Annotated in this window: 18 protein-coding genes; 16 read left to right on the top strand and 2 right to left on the bottom strand. The window is 43.4% G+C overall.

The window, feature by feature from the left end:
* Positions 1-72 precede the first annotated feature (72 nt).
* Together QSH61_RS15965 and suhB are read right to left on the bottom strand one after the other, a co-directional pair.
* Complete coding sequence (locus QSH61_RS15965; protein ID WP_206473691.1) at positions 73-1,620, bottom strand: patatin-like phospholipase domain-containing protein; 1,548 nt, start codon at positions 1,618-1,620, stop codon at positions 73-75.
* A 240-nt stretch (positions 1,621-1,860) separates the two neighbouring features.
* Positions 1,861-2,664: an inositol-1-monophosphatase gene (gene suhB / locus QSH61_RS15960; protein WP_010607217.1), complete on the bottom strand. Its 804-nt coding sequence runs from the start codon at positions 2,662-2,664 to the stop codon at positions 1,861-1,863.
* A gap of 215 nt (positions 2,665-2,879) precedes the next feature.
* Here suhB and trmJ point away from each other — a divergent pair, with 215 nt between their 5' ends.
* The 16 genes from trmJ to QSH61_RS15880 all read left to right on the top strand — a co-directional run bounded on the left by trmJ (position 2,880) and on the right by QSH61_RS15880 (position 16,647).
* Positions 2,880-3,608: a tRNA (cytosine(32)/uridine(32)-2'-O)-methyltransferase TrmJ gene (trmJ, locus tag QSH61_RS15955; RefSeq protein WP_010607218.1), complete on the top strand. Its 729-nt coding sequence runs from the start codon at positions 2,880-2,882 to the stop codon at positions 3,606-3,608.
* A 290-nt stretch (positions 3,609-3,898) separates the two neighbouring features.
* Complete coding sequence (gene iscR / locus QSH61_RS15950; protein ID WP_010378960.1) at positions 3,899-4,390, top strand: Fe-S cluster assembly transcriptional regulator IscR; 492 nt, start codon at positions 3,899-3,901, stop codon at positions 4,388-4,390.
* A gap of 23 nt (positions 4,391-4,413) precedes the next feature.
* Positions 4,414-5,628: an IscS subfamily cysteine desulfurase gene (locus QSH61_RS15945; RefSeq protein ID WP_010378962.1), complete on the top strand. Its 1,215-nt coding sequence runs from the start codon at positions 4,414-4,416 to the stop codon at positions 5,626-5,628.
* A gap of 60 nt (positions 5,629-5,688) precedes the next feature.
* Positions 5,689-6,072: a Fe-S cluster assembly scaffold IscU gene (gene iscU / locus QSH61_RS15940; protein ID WP_010607219.1), complete on the top strand. Its 384-nt coding sequence runs from the start codon at positions 5,689-5,691 to the stop codon at positions 6,070-6,072.
* 9 nt (positions 6,073-6,081) lie between these two features.
* A complete protein-coding gene (gene iscA, locus QSH61_RS15935) occupies positions 6,082-6,405 on the top strand; it encodes an iron-sulfur cluster assembly protein IscA (protein WP_010378967.1) in 324 nt (107 codons plus the stop codon).
* Between the two features lie 60 nt (positions 6,406-6,465).
* Positions 6,466-6,990, top strand: a complete 525-nt coding sequence (gene hscB / locus QSH61_RS15930) for a co-chaperone HscB (protein ID WP_010607220.1) — start codon at positions 6,466-6,468, stop codon at positions 6,988-6,990.
* A gap of 41 nt (positions 6,991-7,031) precedes the next feature.
* A complete protein-coding gene (gene hscA, locus QSH61_RS15925; RefSeq protein ID WP_206473693.1) occupies positions 7,032-8,894 on the top strand; it encodes a Fe-S protein assembly chaperone HscA in 1,863 nt (620 codons plus the stop codon).
* Position 8,895: 1 nt separating this feature from the next.
* Positions 8,896-9,234 (top strand): ISC system 2Fe-2S type ferredoxin, encoded by a 339-nt coding sequence (fdx, locus tag QSH61_RS15920; RefSeq protein WP_010607222.1) that lies wholly within the window; start codon positions 8,896-8,898, stop codon positions 9,232-9,234.
* Positions 9,235-9,322: 88 nt separating this feature from the next.
* On the top strand, positions 9,323-10,756 hold the full coding sequence (locus tag QSH61_RS15915; RefSeq protein WP_102057533.1) for an NAD-dependent succinate-semialdehyde dehydrogenase: 1,434 nt from the start codon (positions 9,323-9,325) through the stop codon (positions 10,754-10,756).
* A 99-nt stretch (positions 10,757-10,855) separates the two neighbouring features.
* Positions 10,856-11,737, top strand: coding sequence for a nucleotidyltransferase family protein (locus QSH61_RS15910; RefSeq protein ID WP_206473695.1), 882 nt, complete (start codon positions 10,856-10,858; stop codon positions 11,735-11,737).
* Between the two features lie 46 nt (positions 11,738-11,783).
* Positions 11,784-12,857, top strand: coding sequence for a phosphotransferase enzyme family protein (locus QSH61_RS15905; protein WP_102057531.1), 1,074 nt, complete (start codon positions 11,784-11,786; stop codon positions 12,855-12,857).
* Between the two features lie 141 nt (positions 12,858-12,998).
* Positions 12,999-14,375 (top strand): Gfo/Idh/MocA family protein, encoded by a 1,377-nt coding sequence (locus QSH61_RS15900; RefSeq protein WP_102057530.1) that lies wholly within the window; start codon positions 12,999-13,001, stop codon positions 14,373-14,375.
* 80 nt (positions 14,376-14,455) lie between these two features.
* Positions 14,456-14,956 carry a nuclear transport factor 2 family protein gene (locus tag QSH61_RS15895; RefSeq protein ID WP_102057529.1) on the top strand — a complete coding sequence of 167 codons (501 nt, stop codon included), beginning with the start codon at positions 14,456-14,458 and terminating at the stop codon, positions 14,954-14,956.
* Positions 14,957-14,985: 29 nt separating this feature from the next.
* The gene (locus tag QSH61_RS15890) at positions 14,986-15,252 is read left to right on the top strand and encodes a YkoF family thiamine/hydroxymethylpyrimidine-binding protein (RefSeq protein ID WP_017218496.1); all 267 of its coding nucleotides are present in this window, start codon (positions 14,986-14,988) and stop codon (positions 15,250-15,252) included.
* Positions 15,252-15,872 carry a nicotinamide riboside transporter PnuC gene (pnuC, locus tag QSH61_RS15885; protein WP_102057528.1) on the top strand — a complete coding sequence of 207 codons (621 nt, stop codon included), beginning with the start codon at positions 15,252-15,254 and terminating at the stop codon, positions 15,870-15,872. Before QSH61_RS15890 ends, pnuC begins: the two co-directional genes overlap by 1 nt.
* A complete protein-coding gene (locus QSH61_RS15880; RefSeq protein ID WP_248298762.1) occupies positions 15,835-16,647 on the top strand; it encodes a phosphotransferase in 813 nt (270 codons plus the stop codon). Before pnuC ends, QSH61_RS15880 begins: the two co-directional genes overlap by 38 nt.
* Positions 16,648-16,709: the final 62 nt, after the last annotated feature.

Raw genomic sequence — 16,709 nt, 5'->3', positions numbered from 1 at the left:
CTTAAAGCAGTGAAGCCGCTATCTTGGATATAGCAGCTTCACTGTATTTCGTGTTCTAGCTAATCGGATGCTTTAATCACGCAAGGCATTTACCAAGTTATCTAATTCCAAATTAACATAGTTTAGTTTGCTTACAGGCAATAAGTTGTCAAGTACGCTAGCATTTCCTTCCAACATTTCTCCGTCAAAGCTCACTGTTTTAGAAATAGGGAGTTGATAAGTCAGTAACAAAGTTCCATTATCACCTGCAGGGTGCTCACCTTCCCCAGTGATAATAGTAATTATCTTCCCTGTTTTAGTGATAAATAAGTAACCAGTTAATCTGGCATAGGCGCCATCTGTAGCCGGCAATTGTCCAAAGGTTTTCGCATTTGCATACTGGCGTGTTCGCCAAATAAAATCATCACAAGAGCTAACGCATCCAGCATTGACTACGAGTTTTAAGGACTCGTATTTAATAGGCGTGGAAGACGAGTCAATCATGCGAATGTCGCACTGGGAAGAGCCACGGCAAAAGTCAGGCCGAGGAGGCAGAAAGTCATTGCGACTGGTGATGTCAGCGACAATATTTTGATACCAACGTTCGGCTCTTTTACTTTGGTAAAACGCACTATCCCGGATTTCTTTATTCTCCAAAAGTGGTGTATTTCGATACTGGATCAAATTGTCTCTGAACCCATTTCGGGTCAAAGCGGCGATCCAAGGCGTATTTTCTGAACCACCTTTATTATTCTGGATATCTACAATTAGGGGCTTAGCTTGTGAGCGATGTGTAATTTGCTTTATTTCGTTAATATCGAAGCACATACCTGGTTCTTTAGCTTCGTCACAGTAGATATCATCGCTGTGAGAACCCCATTTACCAAAGTAGAATATCTTAAGCACAAAGGCACCGTCGCTTTCATATAGGCATGACTGACTGCCTTTGTAGAGTAAATTTAAGCCAAGCGGTAAATACATTTCTGAACATTTAGAAGAAGCTTGCTGCTTGCTTTTTTGTTGCCTCTGTTTTACAAAAACATCTGAACTGTTATCTGTGTAACTAACGACGAGTTTGTCTAGGCCACCAGAGAAGAAGTAGCCCGATTTCATGTAGCTGGAGAACAGCCGCAGGCAACCTGATTTATGTACATCATTACAATAAAAGTTGAAAAACTCTTCAAACAAATCTTCTATGCTACGCTCGTTTATAAGTCTGATTGACTTTTGGTTTCTTGTAGAGAAAAAGCTAATTTGAGGCCATGTATAGCCTATTTCGAGCTTCGGCCACTTAGGGAAGTTCGTGACTTGTTGGCGTGCCTTTTCATCAACTATCAAATAGGAGTGACGATTTAAAATTCCATAATGTAGGTTGTCTAGGGCACGGTATAAGGTATCCCAATTATTTGAGTTTATGATACGTTTACTTGCTATGGTTTTGTAGGTTTTCCAGTCTATACGTCTCGTTTTATTGCGCAGTGTTATTGTTATGGCATCGATGCTTTCTATTCCAGAAAATAGCTGTGTGGTAATCTCTGTTCGTTGTTTTTTATCAGGAAAGGGTAGCGCATTATTAATTGTTGGTTGCGAAAGTGCGATTGGGGCGAATACTGTAAATACAAAAACAATGAGTTTTACCATCACTTTTCCTTGCTTAAATGGGGAAACTCTAGCATATGGTGCTTATGTACTGCTGGCAACAGCATTTAGCGATTTGGATATAAGAAGAAAAGAGCCATTTTTGTGGTAGTGACAGGCTGGCTCGTCGTAAGTTTTACGAAAGGAGGTGGAAACAAAAAGAGCCACCATAATGAAATAGTAGCTCTTTCTTAATTTACTAGCCTAAGGTAATACTTGGCTCTTTTGTCTAAGCCAGAGTTATTATTTTAACAATGACTCAGTTAATACTGGGCGAATTTCTTTTACAATCGCTTGGCAAAGCTTAGGCGCGCCACAGATGATGTTGCCGCTACGGTTAAAGTTAGCACCGCCTGCAAAATCAGTGACCATACCGCCTGCTTCTTTTACTAACAGCTCACCGGCTGCTGTATCCCAAGGCTTAAGGCCAATTTCAAAGAAGCCATCCATACGACCTGCAGCAACATATGCCATGTCTAAAGCTGCAGAGCCCGCACGGCGGATATCAGCTGTATGAATGAATAATGCTTTGAACGCTTCTAGGTAAGCATCCATGTGGTGCTTTTGCTTGAAAGGGAAACCTGTTGCAAGCACAGTGCCTTGTAATTCAATAGACTTAGATACACGAATACGTTTGTTGTTTAGCTGTGCGCCTTGGCCACGAGAAGCAGTAAATAATTCATCGCGAATTGGATCGTATACAACAGCTTGCTCTACGCGACCTTTAACTCTTAGCGCGATAGAAACAGCATAATGAGGGATACCTTTAACGAAGTTAGTTGTACCGTCTAGAGGATCGATAACCCAAAGGTAGTCTGCATCTTTGCCTTCGTGATGACCAAATTCTTCACCAACAATAGCGTGATCAGGGTAAGATTTTAAAATTGTGTCACGAACGATTGATTCCGCATCTTTATCGATGTTAGTTACTAAATCATTTGTGCCTTTTTGAGTAGCTTCAACGCGCGATAAATCTTCACTTGCACGTAGGATAATCTTACCTGCGTTACGCGCAGCGCGTACCGCAATGTTCAACATTGGATGCATAGCATTACCTTTAGGTTGTAAAAGAACAGGATCATTTTGAGCCGGCGTATTCTAGCGGTTTTTTCTCTAAAGTAAATAACCAATTGTGAATTTCTCTGGTTGTTTTTTGTACTTCGTTGCTACATAAAGATTTTTAATTTCTGGTTGTGGAGCTTGGAAAAACGCAAATTAGATATGCTACACTGCGCCATTATTTTTGTTTGAGACTCGTGTAAATGGCTTTAGAAGATATTCGAATTGTATTAGTGAACACCTCACACTCTGGCAATATTGGCTCTGTTGCGAGAGCGATGAAGACGATGGGGTTATCTAAGCTTTACTTAGTTGACCCTGCATGTGAAGTGGACAGCCATGCAAGTGCATTGGCGGCTGGCGCAACCGACGTGTTGGGTGCAGCGACTAAAGTCGATACACTTCAAGAGGCGATTGCTGATTGCGCTTTAACTATTGGCACGAGTGCGCGCTCACGCACTTTGTCGTGGCCAATGGTAGACCCGCGTGAGTGTGCACAAAAATTGGTTGCTGAATCGGTGAATGGCCCAGTTGCATTGGTATTTGGTCGAGAAAACAGTGGCTTGTCGAACGAAGAGCTGCAGTTATGCAACTATCACGTATGTATTCCGGCTAATCCTGAGTATAGCTCGCTTAATCTTGCGATGGCAGTGCAAACGTTGGCCTACGAAACGCGTATGACATACTTAGACACGCAACAAAAGCAGCCAGAAGAAGTGGATGAAACGATTTACCCATCATCAAAGCAGATGGAGTTATTCTACGAGCATCTTGAAAATACCCTGAATGACACTGGCTTTATCATCAAACAGCATCCGGGCATGGTAATGACCAAGCTAAAGCGTTTGTTCAACCGTGCTAGACCGGAAGATCAAGAACTTAATATTCTACGTGGGATCCTAAGTTCGATAGATAAATCTACTAACAAGTAAACCAGACAAGATGCAGTATTGGCCAACTCAGCGCGCCAATACTGTTATATTTCTATTGTCTAAATATTAACCATTCCTTTTGTGAAATCTTGCATAAATCTTCATCACTAATACTTGACTAAAATACTCAGGTAATTACAATATCCATAATACCTGATTAAATTACTCAGGTATTTCGGGTAGGCATACGAGGGTTACAGATTTAAAGCCGTTATTATGCTTGGTTAATACTTGACTATCTTAGTCAAGTAATTAAAATTTGCAGCTTGGTAAATTAGCGGGGGTTATGCATGAAACTGACATCAAAAGGCAGATACGCCGTGACAGCAATGTTAGATGTTGCGTTACACGCAAGTATTGGCCCTGTTCCACTAGCCGATATCTCTGAACGACAAGAGATTTCGCTATCTTACCTTGAACAATTATTTGCCCGTCTACGTAAACATGGCTTAGTTAGCTCTGTACGTGGTCCAGGCGGCGGCTACTTATTGGGCCGTGATGCACACACAATTTCCGTTGGTGATGTGATTAATGCTGTTGACGAGTCCGTTGACGCAACACGTTGTCACGGCGAAGGCGGCGGTTGCCAAAGCGGTATGCGCTGTCTAACTCATTCATTGTGGTCTGATTTAAGTGTGCGAATTGAAGAATTTTTAAACAGTATTTCCCTAGCCGAGTTAGTCGCCGACGCGGATGTTCAATCCGTAGCAACGCGGCAAGATAAGCACGTTAAACGTGTTATCGAGCAATTAGACAATATTCAAGTGAGCTGTCAACTCTAGGTTGACGTCAAGCGGAGAGATAAATGAAATTACCGATATATCTAGATTATGCAGCAACCGCTCCGGTTGATCAGCGTGTTGCAGACGAGATGATGCAGTGCCTGACAATGGATGGTAACTTTGGTAATCCAGCTTCTCGTTCACACCGTTTCGGTTGGCAAGCAGAAGAACTGGTTGATCAGGCGCGTAATGATATCGCTGATTTAATCAACGCTGATCCGCGTGAAATCGTTTTCACATCTGGTGCAACTGAGTCAAACAACCTTGCAATCAAAGGTGCTGCACAGTTCTATAAAAAGAAAGGTAAGCACATCATCACCGTTCGTACTGAACATAAAGCAGTACTAGACACCTGCCGTGAGCTTGAGCGTCAAGGCTTTGAAGTGACGTATATGGATGTTGAAGACAACGGCTTACTTGACTTGAAAAAGCTTGAAGCAACCATGCGCGAAGACACTGTTTTAGTGAGCGTAATGCACGTTAATAACGAGCTAGGTGTTATTCAAGATATCGCGACTATCGGTGAGATGTGTCGTGAGCGCAAGATCATGTTCCATGTTGATGCGGCACAAAGCGCTGGCAAGGTACTAATCGACCTACAAACATTGAAAGTAGACTTTATGTCATTTTCTGGCCACAAAGTTTATGGCCCGAAGGGTATCGGTGCGTTGTACGTACGCCGTAAACCACGTGCGCGTTTAGAAGCACAAATGCACGGTGGTGGTCATGAGCGCGGTATGCGTTCAGGTACTCTTGCTACTCACCAAATCGTGGGTATGGGCACAGCATTTAGAATTGCTAAGCAAGACTTTGAAAAAGACCATGCACACATCAGTGCGCTTCGTCAGCGTCTATTGGACGGCCTAATGGATATGGACGAAGTTTATTTTAATGGTGCTATCGACCAATCAGTACCTGGCATTGTAAACATTAGCTTCAACTTTGTTGAAGGTGAAAGTCTACTAATGGCAGTTAAAGACATTGCGGTTTCTTCAGGTTCTGCATGTACATCGGCGAGCTTAGAGCCATCTTATGTACTGCGTGCTCTAGGTCGTAATGACGAATTAGCACACAGCTCTATCCGCTTCAGTATTGGTCGTTTTACGACAGAAGAAGAGATCGATTACACCGTCAATCTTCTTAAGAATTCTATTGGTCGCTTACGTGAGATGTCACCACTTTGGGAAATGCACCAAGATGGCATCGACTTAGATAGCGTTGAATGGGCACACCATTAAGCAAGTTTTAGCCGCTGGCTGGATACTATCCAGCCGCAAGCAGGTAGTGAGGAAATAGTTATGGCTTACAGTGATAAAGTTATCGACCACGTTGAGAATCCACGTAACGTAGGTTCTTTAGACAAGAACGATCCAAGCGTAGCAACGGGCATGGTGGGGGCACCTGCATGTGGCGACGTAATGAAACTACAAATTAAAGTGTCAAAAGAAGGCATCATCGAAGATGCGAAATTCAAGACATATGGTTGTGGCAGCGCGATTGCATCATCATCCCTTGTGACTGAGTGGGTGAAAGGTAAATCGTTAGAAGAAGCTTCTACTATCAAAAACACTGATATCAGTGCTGAGCTTGAGTTGCCACCAGTGAAAATCCACTGCTCAATTTTGGCAGAAGATGCGATTCAAGCTGCGATTGCAGATTATAAGAGTAAACAAGCGAAGTAAGAGACTATTATGGCAGTGACGTTAACAGATGCAGCCGCTAATCGCGTATTAGCCTTTTTGAGTAACCGTGGAAAAGGCATAGGGCTGCGCGTTGGTATTAAAACCACGGGCTGTTCAGGTCTTGCTTATGTTCTCGAATTTGTCGACGATTTAGATGAAGGCGATGAAGTATTTGAAGACAAAGATGTCAAAATCATCGTTGATGCAAAAAGCTTAGTTTATATCGACGGCACAGAGCTTGATTACACAAAAGAAGGTCTGAATGAAGGGTTTAAATTCAATAACCCAAATCAGAAAGACGAATGTGGCTGTGGCGAAAGCTTCACCGTATAGTTTGCAACAGTGAATAGCTTAAAGCCCTGCCTTGGTGGGGCTTTGCTGTATTAGGTGCGTATGCGTTATTTTGAATTATTTGATTTACCTGTTGATTATCACGTTGATTTAAACAAACTAAATCAAGGTTATTTAGAGCTACAGCGTGCAGTTCACCCAGATAGATTTGCTGGTAAAAGTGAGCGTGAGAAGTTGCTCGCGGTACAGAAAACCGCAGAGATCAATGACGCGCTAGCGGTGCTCAAACACCCAGTTAAACGCGCCGAGTATATGCTAAGCGAAAAGGGTGTAGACATACGTGCAGAGCAACAAACGTTGCAAGATCCGATGTTTTTAATGCAACAGATGGAGCTGCGCGAAGCATTAGAAGAATTACCTGATGCGGCGGATCCTGACAGCGCGATTACAGAGTTCGAAACACAGATTAAAGCGTTAGATACAAAGTTTAGCGCTTCCCTTGCCGAGCAGCTTCAAAGCGATGACATGAGCACATTAGAAGCCGCAGCAGACAATATTCGTAAGCTAAAGTTTGTCTACAAGTTACGCGACGAATTAGCACGTATCGAAGATGAATTATTCGATTGATGATGTGTAGCATCAACAAACGTTAAAGTGAAAAGAGCATTATGGCATTATTGCAAATTGCTGAGCCGGGGCAGAGCGCGGCACCTCATGAGCATAAATTAGCGATTGGTATTGACTTAGGTACCACGAACTCTCTTGTGGCAACAGTACAAAGTGGCGAAACGAAGACTCTTAGCGATTTAATGGGTAAACCTATGCTGCCGTCGGTAGTAAGGTACACCGACTCAGAGGTTATTGTTGGTGAACAAGCCCAAGCTGCTTCTGCTGAAGACCCGACTAATACGCTTATTTCTGTAAAACGTTTTTTAGGTAAAACGCAATCTGAAATAGAACAAAGCTATGGTCAGTTGCCTTATAACTTTGTCGATAATAACGGTTCGCTTGCTATTGAAACCGTAGCTGGCGCTGTAAGCCCAGTGCAAGCCTCCGCTGAAATTTTAAAAACATTACACCAACGTGCTATTGATAGCTTTGCTGGTGAGGATGTAATGGGCGCGGTGATCACCGTACCTGCGTATTTTGATGATGCACAAAGGCAAAGTACAAAAGACGCAGCCGAGCTTGCTGGTCTAAAAGTATTAAGACTTCTCAATGAGCCGACTGCAGCCGCGGTAGCTTACGGCCTAGACTCCGGTCAAGAAGGCGTGATCGCGGTTTATGACCTTGGTGGTGGTACGTTTGATATTTCTATCTTACGCTTAAACCAAGGAGTGTTTGAGGTATTATCAACCGGTGGTGATTCTAGCCTCGGTGGTGATGACTTTGATTCACTGTTGGTCGATTTCTTTAAACAGCAAACGCAGCTATTTGATTTAAACCCAAAAGAGCTACGCTTGTTTATCAATAAGGCAAGAGCCTGTAAAGAAGCGCTTTCAAGCTATGAAACGGTAAACGTAGAGCTACCAGTTCGCGAGCAAAAATTTGTAGTTTCGATCACGCGTCAAGCATTTGCTGAAATGGCAATGCCATTGGTTAAAAAGACTTTGCGCTCTTGTCGCCGCGCGTTAAAAGACGCCGATGTCACAGCAGAAGAAGTCTTACAGGTTGTAATGGTGGGTGGGTCGACTCGTATGCCGGTGGTGCGTGAAGAAGTCGGTAACTTCTTTGTCAAAGAGCCACTAACATCAATCGATCCAGACCGTGTGGTGGCATTAGGTGCTGCTATCCAAGCTGATATTTTAGTGGGTAACAAGCCTGACTCTGACATGTTACTGCTTGATGTATTGCCATTGTCTTTAGGCTTAGAAACTATGGGTGGGTTGGTTGAAAAGATCATTCCACGTAATACCACTATTCCTGTTGCACGTGCACAAGAGTTTACCACTTTTAAAGATGGTCAAACCGCTATGTCATTGCATGTATTGCAAGGTGAGCGTGAGCTCGTTGATGATTGTCGTAGCTTAGCTAAATTTAGTCTAAAAGGCATTCCACCAATGGCGGCAGGCGCTGCGCATATTCGAGTCACTTTTAGAGTTGACGCTGATGGTCTATTGAGTGTTTCGGCTGAAGAAAAGTCGACAGGCGTGCAGGCTGAGATCCAGGTAAAACCGTCGTTTGGTTTGAGCGATGACCAAGTAGCACAAATGCTAAAAGATTCGATGAGCAATGCCAAAGAAGACATGAGCGCTCGTATGCTTAAAGAGCAGCAGGTTGAAGCACTGCGTGTATTAGAAGCGTTAGAGGCATCGCTTGCAACAGATGGTCATCTGTTGGCAGAAGATGAACTCAATACACTGCGCGGTGCAATGACTGAACTTGCACAAATTCGCGAAAGTGCAGACAATCCAGAGCAGATTAAAAAGGCGATCGAAGAAGTCGATCAGGCGAGTAGTGATTTTGCTTCACGCCGTATGGATGAATCAATTAAAAAGGCACTGCAAGGGCAGTCGGTAGACGAGGTGTAATATGCCACAAATTATCTTTTTACCCCATGAAGAGTTATGTCCGGAAGGTGCTGCAATCGAAGCGAAAACGGGTGAAACTGTACTCGATGTGGCGTTGAAAAACGGAATTAGTATTCCACATGCCTGTGAAAAATCATGTGCATGTACTACGTGCCATATCGTTGTTCGTGAAGGTTTTGACTCGCTGGAAGAAAGCGATGAGTTAGAAGATGACATGCTAGATAAAGCATGGGGTCTTGAAGCTGAGTCGCGTTTAGGTTGCCAAGCGATAATTAGTGATGAAGACTTAGTGGTTGAAATTCCAAAGTACAATCTCAATATCGTTAATGAAGACCATTAAGTGCTGCTAACAACCTAGGTTGTTACTGACAAATTTAATAAAGCCGTAGTCTGATACTACGGCTTTTTGCTTTTCTAGGAGGAACGCTATGTCACTCATCAGTAACCCCGAATTTTCACTTATCAATGGCCAAGCACATCATAGTAAAACGCATGTCGATGTGGTTAATCCTGCAACTGGAGAGCACCTTGCTCAGGTTTCTGAGGCGGATAATCAGGCTGCCGATAAAGCGCTGCAAGCAGCGGCTGAAACCTTCGAAAAACTCGCTAGCACGACAGCACATGCCCGTAGTCAAGTACTTAGAAAATGGTACGAATTGGTAATAGAGCATCGCCAGGCCTTGGCTGAAATCGTCACTAAGGAACAAGGCAAACCGCTTAAGGAGGCACTTGCCGAGGCGGATTATGCTGCAGGATTTATTGAATGGTATAGCGAAGAAGCCAAGCGCGCCTATGGTCAGGTTATTCCCAGTCATTCTCAATCACATGAGCTAACTACAATCAGGCAAGGGGTTGGTGTTGTACTTGGGATCACACCGTGGAATTTTCCACTGGCGATGATCACCAGAAAAGTAGCACCAGCTTATGCTGCAGGCTGTAGTTTTATTTTAAAGCCCTCTGAGAAAACTCCTCTTGCGGCCATCGCCCTTGCAAAGCTGGCTATTCAGGCTGGAATGGAAGTTGGCGCTTTTCAGGTGTTAGTGACTAACGACTCTAAAGGGTTAGTAGCACACCTTACTGAGTCACCACAAGTGCGAAAACTCACGTTTACGGGATCAACACAAGTGGGGAGTGCGTTGTTAAAGCAATGTGCCGACACAGTGAAAAGAACGTCAATGGAGCTTGGTGGTAATGCACCATTTATTGTTTTCGACAGCGCTGATGTTGAGCAAGCGGTAAGTGGTTTGATGGCAGCGAAGTTCAGAAATGCAGGACAAACTTGTGTGGCCGCAAATCGTGTGTTTGTCGCGAAAGGTATCTCGGCAGAACTACTCAATACACTCACTCAGCAGGTTAGCACGCTCACCTTGGGAAATGGTCTAGAGCAGGGTATTGATATTGGTCCACTCATTTCACTTGAAGCCAAACAAAAAGCACAGCAGCTGTTAGAAGATGCGTTAGCTAAAGGTGCGAGCATCGCTTATCAAGGTGATAAACAAAGCGGCCAATTTATGGCACCGGTAGTTATCACGGGTGTAAATAGCACCATGCGGATCTTCCATGAAGAAATTTTTGCACCGATTGTCAGCATTATTGATTTTGAGAGTGAAGATGAAGTGGTAAGAATGGCAAACTCTGTGCCAGAAGGGCTTGCTGCTTATTTTTATTCGAATGATGGCAATCAAATAAGGCGAGTAAGTCATGCGCTTGAGTATGGCATGGTTGGGATTAATGAAGGGATCATATCCAATCCAGTAGCGCCTTTTGGTGGTGTGAAGTTTTCAGGTCTTGGTCGAGAAGGAGCACAGGAAGGATTGCTTGAATACCAAGAAATAAAGTACTTATGTCAAAAGTTTAGCTAGTTCACACTAATAGCGAGGACGTCTTTCCTCGCAATTGCTTTTATTCTGCGCAAAAGCTCAGTACACTTACCCGCTTATTTGAGTTTTGATATTTTTTCAATGATAGGAATCGAACAACCCCCTAAGCTGATCATTTTGGCAGGTGGATTAGGAAGCCGCTTTGGTGGTAATAAGCAGGTTGCTGAGCTGCCAAGTATCTTTAAAAGCATTATGGAATTGAGCATAATTGACGCGCATCATGCTGGTGTGCAAGATGTTATTTTGATCATCAATGACAAAGTGCGAAGCCTAATCGAAAATGTGATATTGCCACGATTGCCGAAGGCGCTGAACATTACTTTAGTGCAGCAGCGGCTTAGCGATATTCCGAATGAATTTATCGACTGTTTGGCAGGGCGAGAAAAACCATGGGGCACAGGACATGCGCTGCTGTGTGCAAAACCATACGTTGATAAGCCTGCGATAGTTATTACGGCGGATGATTATTACGGGCCAGATGCATTTGAGCAGCTTGTTGAACATTTTCAGCATCATAGCAATATGGCGATGGTCGCATACCCAATTATAAATACCTTATCAGATCAGGGTGGAGTAAACCGTGGCGTTTGTCAGGTACAAGCGCAACAACTACACTCGGTTGAAGAGGCATTAGATATTCGCTTTGAAAACGGCGAGTTGTCAGGTGATATTGCAGGTAAGCGGTGTAAGATAGCACACTCTGCGCTGGCTTCGATGACCTGCTGGGGTGTGACACCGTCACTTTTTGATTCATTAGAAGCCGGGTTTAATGCATTTTTAAGGAATTATGACAACGGTGTCAAAAAAGAGTATTATTTGCCAGATTGTATCCAACACAGTATCAATAAGGGCCGACAAACCGTGTCGGTCTACCAAGCTAAATCACATTGGTACGGTATAACTTATAAGAGCGAACTAGACATTGTCGCGAGAAAGATTTATGAAGCACGTCAGGGAAGATAATCATCTCCACACAACTACATCCGACTTAACTCCTTTTGAGGTGAATATGGAGTATCAAGCCGTTGCGCAACAACTTGCTGATGAATACGGTCTCATTAGTGAAGAAGCTAAAATGAAGCCGATCGGTAGTGGTCATATCAACACGACTATGCTGTTGCAGGACAACCACAAAACCATGGTGGTACAAAAGCTAAATACCACGGTATTTCCAAACCCTTTGCATCTTGTTGAAAATGCGCGAGCGATTGAACAGCACTTAACAGCAAAAGCCTTAAATGGTGAATATAGTCTCGCTATCATAAAGCATCTAGCGACGAGTTCAGGCCAATATTTAGTCGATATTAATGATGAAGTTTGGCGTGCGCTTGCATTTATTGGCCGCAGTTATAGCGAAGACGTAGTGGCAAACGAACAGCAAGCATTAACCGCTGCAAACGCTTTTGGGCAGTTTGCACATGCGCTAAATGATTTTGATGCGGCGCAGTTACATCATGTCATTCCAAATTTTCATAACTTGGCGATGCGTATTGATGCATTTAACCAAGTGCTAGCGAAAGATGAGCATGGTCGCGCGGACAAGTGCAGTGATGTTATCGCTGCTTTTCAGCAGCAATTTGCGCTTGCAGAAGAGCTGCAGCAGGCACAAAAACAAGTGCCACTTAGAGCTTGCCACAACGATACCAAAATCAACAACATGCTGTTTTCAACACAGAGTGATGCAGCGCGAGCCGTTATTGACTTAGATACTTGTATGCCAGGTAACTGGTTATTTGATTTTGGCGATATGGTGCGTACCTTCTGTTCGCCAGAAGCTGAAGACTCAACGAACTTGAGTAATGTGCAGGTAAGAGAAAATATCTTTGCCGCGTTGGCGCAAGGGTACATTGAACCGTTACAAGACAGTGTGACTGAAGCAGAGAAAGATAGTTTTATTCTTGGCGCAAAAGTGATGCCATTCATGATAGGTCTGCGATTTTTAACAGATCACTTAGATGGAGATAATTATTTTGCAACCCACAGAGCCAGTCATAATCTTGACCGTGCGAAGAACCAGTTTGCGTTGTATTCCAGTGTGCTAGAAAAAGAGGATTGTCTGAATAATATTATCAGAGCAATTTAACGATTTAATATATTTTAAGAAAAAGCGCTTCAAGCGCTTTTTTTGCGGCTTTATCGCAATGTTTTGAACCTAAGATTGGGATAGGTTAGCTTGATAGCGAGCAGTATTAGTGCTGTTAAGAAGTATCGTTTAGGAGTAAGAATGAAAAATATAAACCGCCGCGACTTTTTAAAAGCCGCAGGAGCGGCAGCGGCTGCGAGTGTAGTAGCTGGGTGCGCAAGTTCTAATCAAAATAACAGCGTTGTACCTAAGCAACAAGGCCGCTCTGTCATTGGGCTCGTAGCACCAAAAATGGACGTGGTTCGGGTAGGTTTTATTGGGGTTGGCCAACGTGGCTATGGTCATGTAAAGCGCATGAGTCACATCGATGGTGCACGTATTGTCGCGATTTGTGATACCCATGATGAAGTGCTTGAAAAATCGGCTGACTATCTTGTGCGCGAGCGAGGTTTGCCGAAACCTGCGCTGTATCGTGGTGGTGACTTAGCTTATCAAGAAATGCTTAACCGGGATGATATTGACATCGTTATAATTTCAACACCCTGGAAATGGCACGCGCCGATGGCAATTGATACCATGAATAGCGGTAAGCACGCGTTTGTTGAAGTGCCTTTAGCGTTGACCGTTGAAGAAATGTGGCAGATAGTCGACACCGCAGAGCGCACGCAAAAGAACTGTATGATGATGGAAAATGTCAATTACGGTCGCGATGAGTTGATGGTACTGAATATGGTTCGCCAAGGTGTATTCGGTGAGTTATTACATGGTGAAGCTGCATATATTCATGAGCTACGTTGGCAAATGAAGGAAATTGAGCACAAGACCGGCTCATGGCGTACACACTGGCATACTAAGCGAGATGGTAACCTATATCCAACTCATGGTTTAGGTCCCGTATCTCAGTACATGAATATTAACCGCGGTGACCGTTTTGATTACTTAACTTCTATGAGTTCTCCCGCCCTAGGTCGTGCAGCCTATGCAAAACGCGAATTTCCGGCAGATCATGAACGCAATCAACTACATTATATTGCGGGTGATATGAATACCACGATGATTAAGACCATCAAAGGACGCAGTATCATGGTACAACATGATACGACCACGCCTAGGCCTTATTCTCGTCACAACCTTATTCAAGGAACTAATGGGGTCTTTGCTGGTTTCCCTAATCGTATCGCGTTAGAGCAAGGTGGTACTAAGAGCTTCCATGAATGGGATTACGAAATGGATTCATGGTATAAACAATACGACCATCCGCTTTGGACTAAAATGGGTGAAGAAGCACAGCGCAACGGCGGTCATGGTGGTATGGACTTTTTAATGTTCTGGCGGATGATCTATTGCCTGCGCAATGGTGAGGCGCTAGATCAAGACGTATACGACGGTGCCGCTTGGTCGGTAATTTCTCCATTATCGGCTCAATCAGTCGCTAATCGCAGTGAATCATTGAGTATTCCAGACTTTACCCGTGGAGCGTGGAAAACCGCTAAACCATTGGGTATAGTAACAGTATAAAAATACACACTTTATCATCGTCGAATTAAGCGCTACAGGCGCTTTTTTTATACTCGATTAATACGGTTTTTGGAGTGGCTATGATGCGCTATCGGTTCTTGTTATTCTTTATATTAATACTGAGTGGTTGTAGTAACTCCGTTAATATCAGTAAGAAAAATACATTCATCAGCCATGCCGATGCTTACTTTAATAGCTATGCTCAGCGGCAGAACTTTACCCAGTTTATCGAGTTCTATGCCGAAGATGCCGTGCTTGAAGATATGGTTTTTGGTCATAGGGCACGAGGTAAAGATCAGATTACGGCTTTTTTTAATTGGTCTGCTGGGAATTTTGCTGTGCTGGATGAACAACCCGTATTAGTGGTTGAGGATAAAGTAGTCGATAGCACGACTCGAACCGTGGTTGCTAGAGGCGTTTTTAATCGCTTTAATTATGCGTCACGCGAGTTAGGTCCTTGGCGATTTCTGATAGTGCTAAAGTTTGACGAAAAAGGTAAAATTATCTATCAGCAAGACTGGATTAACTATACCCCAAAATCGGATTTTACCGGTGGGGAAAATCTAAACCAGCAATATTAATAATCGGCTGCCATTTGTAAGGAGCGCCCATGCAAGTTTCTGTTGAAATAAGCAAGTACCCACTGCACCAAGACTATATCCCTTTTATTAAAGGTTTTATTGATAGGCTGAATGAGCATGAAGGGATCAAGGTGATCACAAACACGATGTCAACTCAGGTCTTTGGTGAATTTGATTTAGTGACCTCAGTATTGAATCAAGAAATGAAACACTCATTTGAAGCTTACGGAAAATGTATTTTTGTTTGTAAGTTTATCTCAGGCGATTTATCTCCAGCTGATAGTGCCTGCGATTAATGGACTGGTTTACTGAAACCTTTGCAGGGTTCACAGCGATGTCGAGTTGGGAGTATATCGCTGTGGTGCTGGCAGTCGCCTATTTACTGCTGGCAATTCGAGAGAATATTTGGTGTTGGCCTGTGGCCTTTATTAACACCTTCATCTATACCGTGCTGTACTGGAACGGAGCACTAGTGATGGAATCACTGTTGCACTTTTACTATATGGTCATGGCCGTTGTTGGTTGGTGGATGTGGCGTCAGGGTGACAAAAACAAGCCCAGTGATATTGTTTCTTGGTCGTTATCAAAACATCTTTCAATCATTGTTATTACTTCAGTGGTTTCCGTTGTGCTCGGGTATTTCACCAAGCATTATATGGCAGCAGATCTCGCCTATTTAGATAGCTTTACCACGTGCTTTGCGGTGGTGACGACCTATTTAGTGGCTAAGAAAATTCTTGAAAACTGGTTATATTGGGTCGTGATTGATGCAGCCTCCATCTACCTTTATTACCTTAAAGGTTTCTATCCTACGCTGGTACTATTTATTTTCTACACCTTGATGGCGTGTTGGGGCTACAAGCGTTGGTACGAAGAATATGAAGTTAAGCAAGGAAAGACGCTTGCAGCACTCTGAGCTTGAAAAATTAAAAGTAAAGGTGGATACCGTATTCAAGGTTTCAGCTGAGCGATTAGAAAAGCTAACTAAGGGTGTGAGTAACAATAATTACCTGATGGTGAGTAAGGGCGAAAGCTACCTATTAAAATGCTATAGCCATGGTATTCCTACTGAGGCATTAAAGGCACAGAATGAGTTAGCACAGCAAGGCATTACTTCTAAAGTACTGCAGTACGACCTACGCACTCGTATGGCATTGTTCACCTTTATGCCACAAGTGTGTGTTGGGCCAAAGTTAAATACTGCGTTGTTAGCACAAGTTATTCAGGTGCATAGCTTAGAGCTTGAAGTATATGAGGTGCTGGACTTAGTCGGTTATGTTCAGGCTATTGATGAGAAACTGCGTCACTTAGTTGATATCGCATGGCTTATCGAAAGCTTAGCTTCTTTACCCGTGGATCAGGCGTTTTGCCATAATGACTTAGTCATGAGCAATATCATTCAAACTCCGGAGGGGGGTCGGTTAATCGACTTTGAGTATGCTTGTCATAGTGACATCTTTTTTGATTTAGCAGCGCTGGTGTGTAGTTTTAGCTGTGGTGTCGAAGCAGCACTTACGGTGGTTGAGTCTTACTTTTCTCTAAAGCGGCAAGCCATGCCTTCATACGCTCAAGCTAAACTGACGGTATTTTGCCAAATTTATTTGATTGTTAGCATTCAATGGTACGAGCAGCGCGGCGTAATGATAGAAGCTGAAAAGCTTAGACAGTTACTGAAGCAGTGGATACTCTAGCTACAAGCTGAGCCAGTAGCGTGTGATATTCCTTGATCACATTACTGGCCATTACTATTGGG

This window comes from Pseudoalteromonas sp. JC3, from assembly GCF_030291895.1.
In the GTDB taxonomy this organism is placed as follows: domain Bacteria; phylum Pseudomonadota; class Gammaproteobacteria; order Enterobacterales; family Alteromonadaceae; genus Pseudoalteromonas.
The sequence above is the reverse complement of the archived record's forward strand: the minus strand, read 5'-3'. Positions and strand labels throughout refer to the sequence as shown.

Bases quoted from the DNA above. Each gene is read 5' to 3' on its own strand.
- QSH61_RS15965 (WP_206473691.1), bottom strand. From the start codon at position 1,620: ATGGTAAAACTCATTGTTTTTGTATTTACAGTATTCGCCCCAATCGCA.
- suhB (WP_010607217.1), bottom strand. From the start codon at position 2,664: ATGCATCCAATGTTGAACATTGCGGTACGCGCTGCGCGTAACGCAGGT.
- trmJ (WP_010607218.1), top strand. From the start codon at position 2,880: ATGGCTTTAGAAGATATTCGAATTGTATTAGTGAACACCTCACACTCT.
- iscR (WP_010378960.1), top strand. From the start codon at position 3,899: ATGAAACTGACATCAAAAGGCAGATACGCCGTGACAGCAATGTTAGAT.
- QSH61_RS15945 (WP_010378962.1), top strand. From the start codon at position 4,414: ATGAAATTACCGATATATCTAGATTATGCAGCAACCGCTCCGGTTGAT.
- iscU (WP_010607219.1), top strand. From the start codon at position 5,689: ATGGCTTACAGTGATAAAGTTATCGACCACGTTGAGAATCCACGTAAC.
- iscA (WP_010378967.1), top strand. From the start codon at position 6,082: ATGGCAGTGACGTTAACAGATGCAGCCGCTAATCGCGTATTAGCCTTT.
- hscB (WP_010607220.1), top strand. From the start codon at position 6,466: ATGCGTTATTTTGAATTATTTGATTTACCTGTTGATTATCACGTTGAT.
- hscA (WP_206473693.1), top strand. From the start codon at position 7,032: ATGGCATTATTGCAAATTGCTGAGCCGGGGCAGAGCGCGGCACCTCAT.
- fdx (WP_010607222.1), top strand. From the start codon at position 8,896: ATGCCACAAATTATCTTTTTACCCCATGAAGAGTTATGTCCGGAAGGT.
- QSH61_RS15915 (WP_102057533.1), top strand. From the start codon at position 9,323: ATGTCACTCATCAGTAACCCCGAATTTTCACTTATCAATGGCCAAGCA.
- QSH61_RS15910 (WP_206473695.1), top strand. From the start codon at position 10,856: ATGATAGGAATCGAACAACCCCCTAAGCTGATCATTTTGGCAGGTGGA.
- QSH61_RS15905 (WP_102057531.1), top strand. From the start codon at position 11,784: ATGGAGTATCAAGCCGTTGCGCAACAACTTGCTGATGAATACGGTCTC.
- QSH61_RS15900 (WP_102057530.1), top strand. From the start codon at position 12,999: ATGAAAAATATAAACCGCCGCGACTTTTTAAAAGCCGCAGGAGCGGCA.
- QSH61_RS15895 (WP_102057529.1), top strand. From the start codon at position 14,456: ATGATGCGCTATCGGTTCTTGTTATTCTTTATATTAATACTGAGTGGT.
- QSH61_RS15890 (WP_017218496.1), top strand. From the start codon at position 14,986: ATGCAAGTTTCTGTTGAAATAAGCAAGTACCCACTGCACCAAGACTAT.
- pnuC (WP_102057528.1), top strand. From the start codon at position 15,252: ATGGACTGGTTTACTGAAACCTTTGCAGGGTTCACAGCGATGTCGAGT.
- QSH61_RS15880 (WP_248298762.1), top strand. From the start codon at position 15,835: ATGAAGTTAAGCAAGGAAAGACGCTTGCAGCACTCTGAGCTTGAAAAA.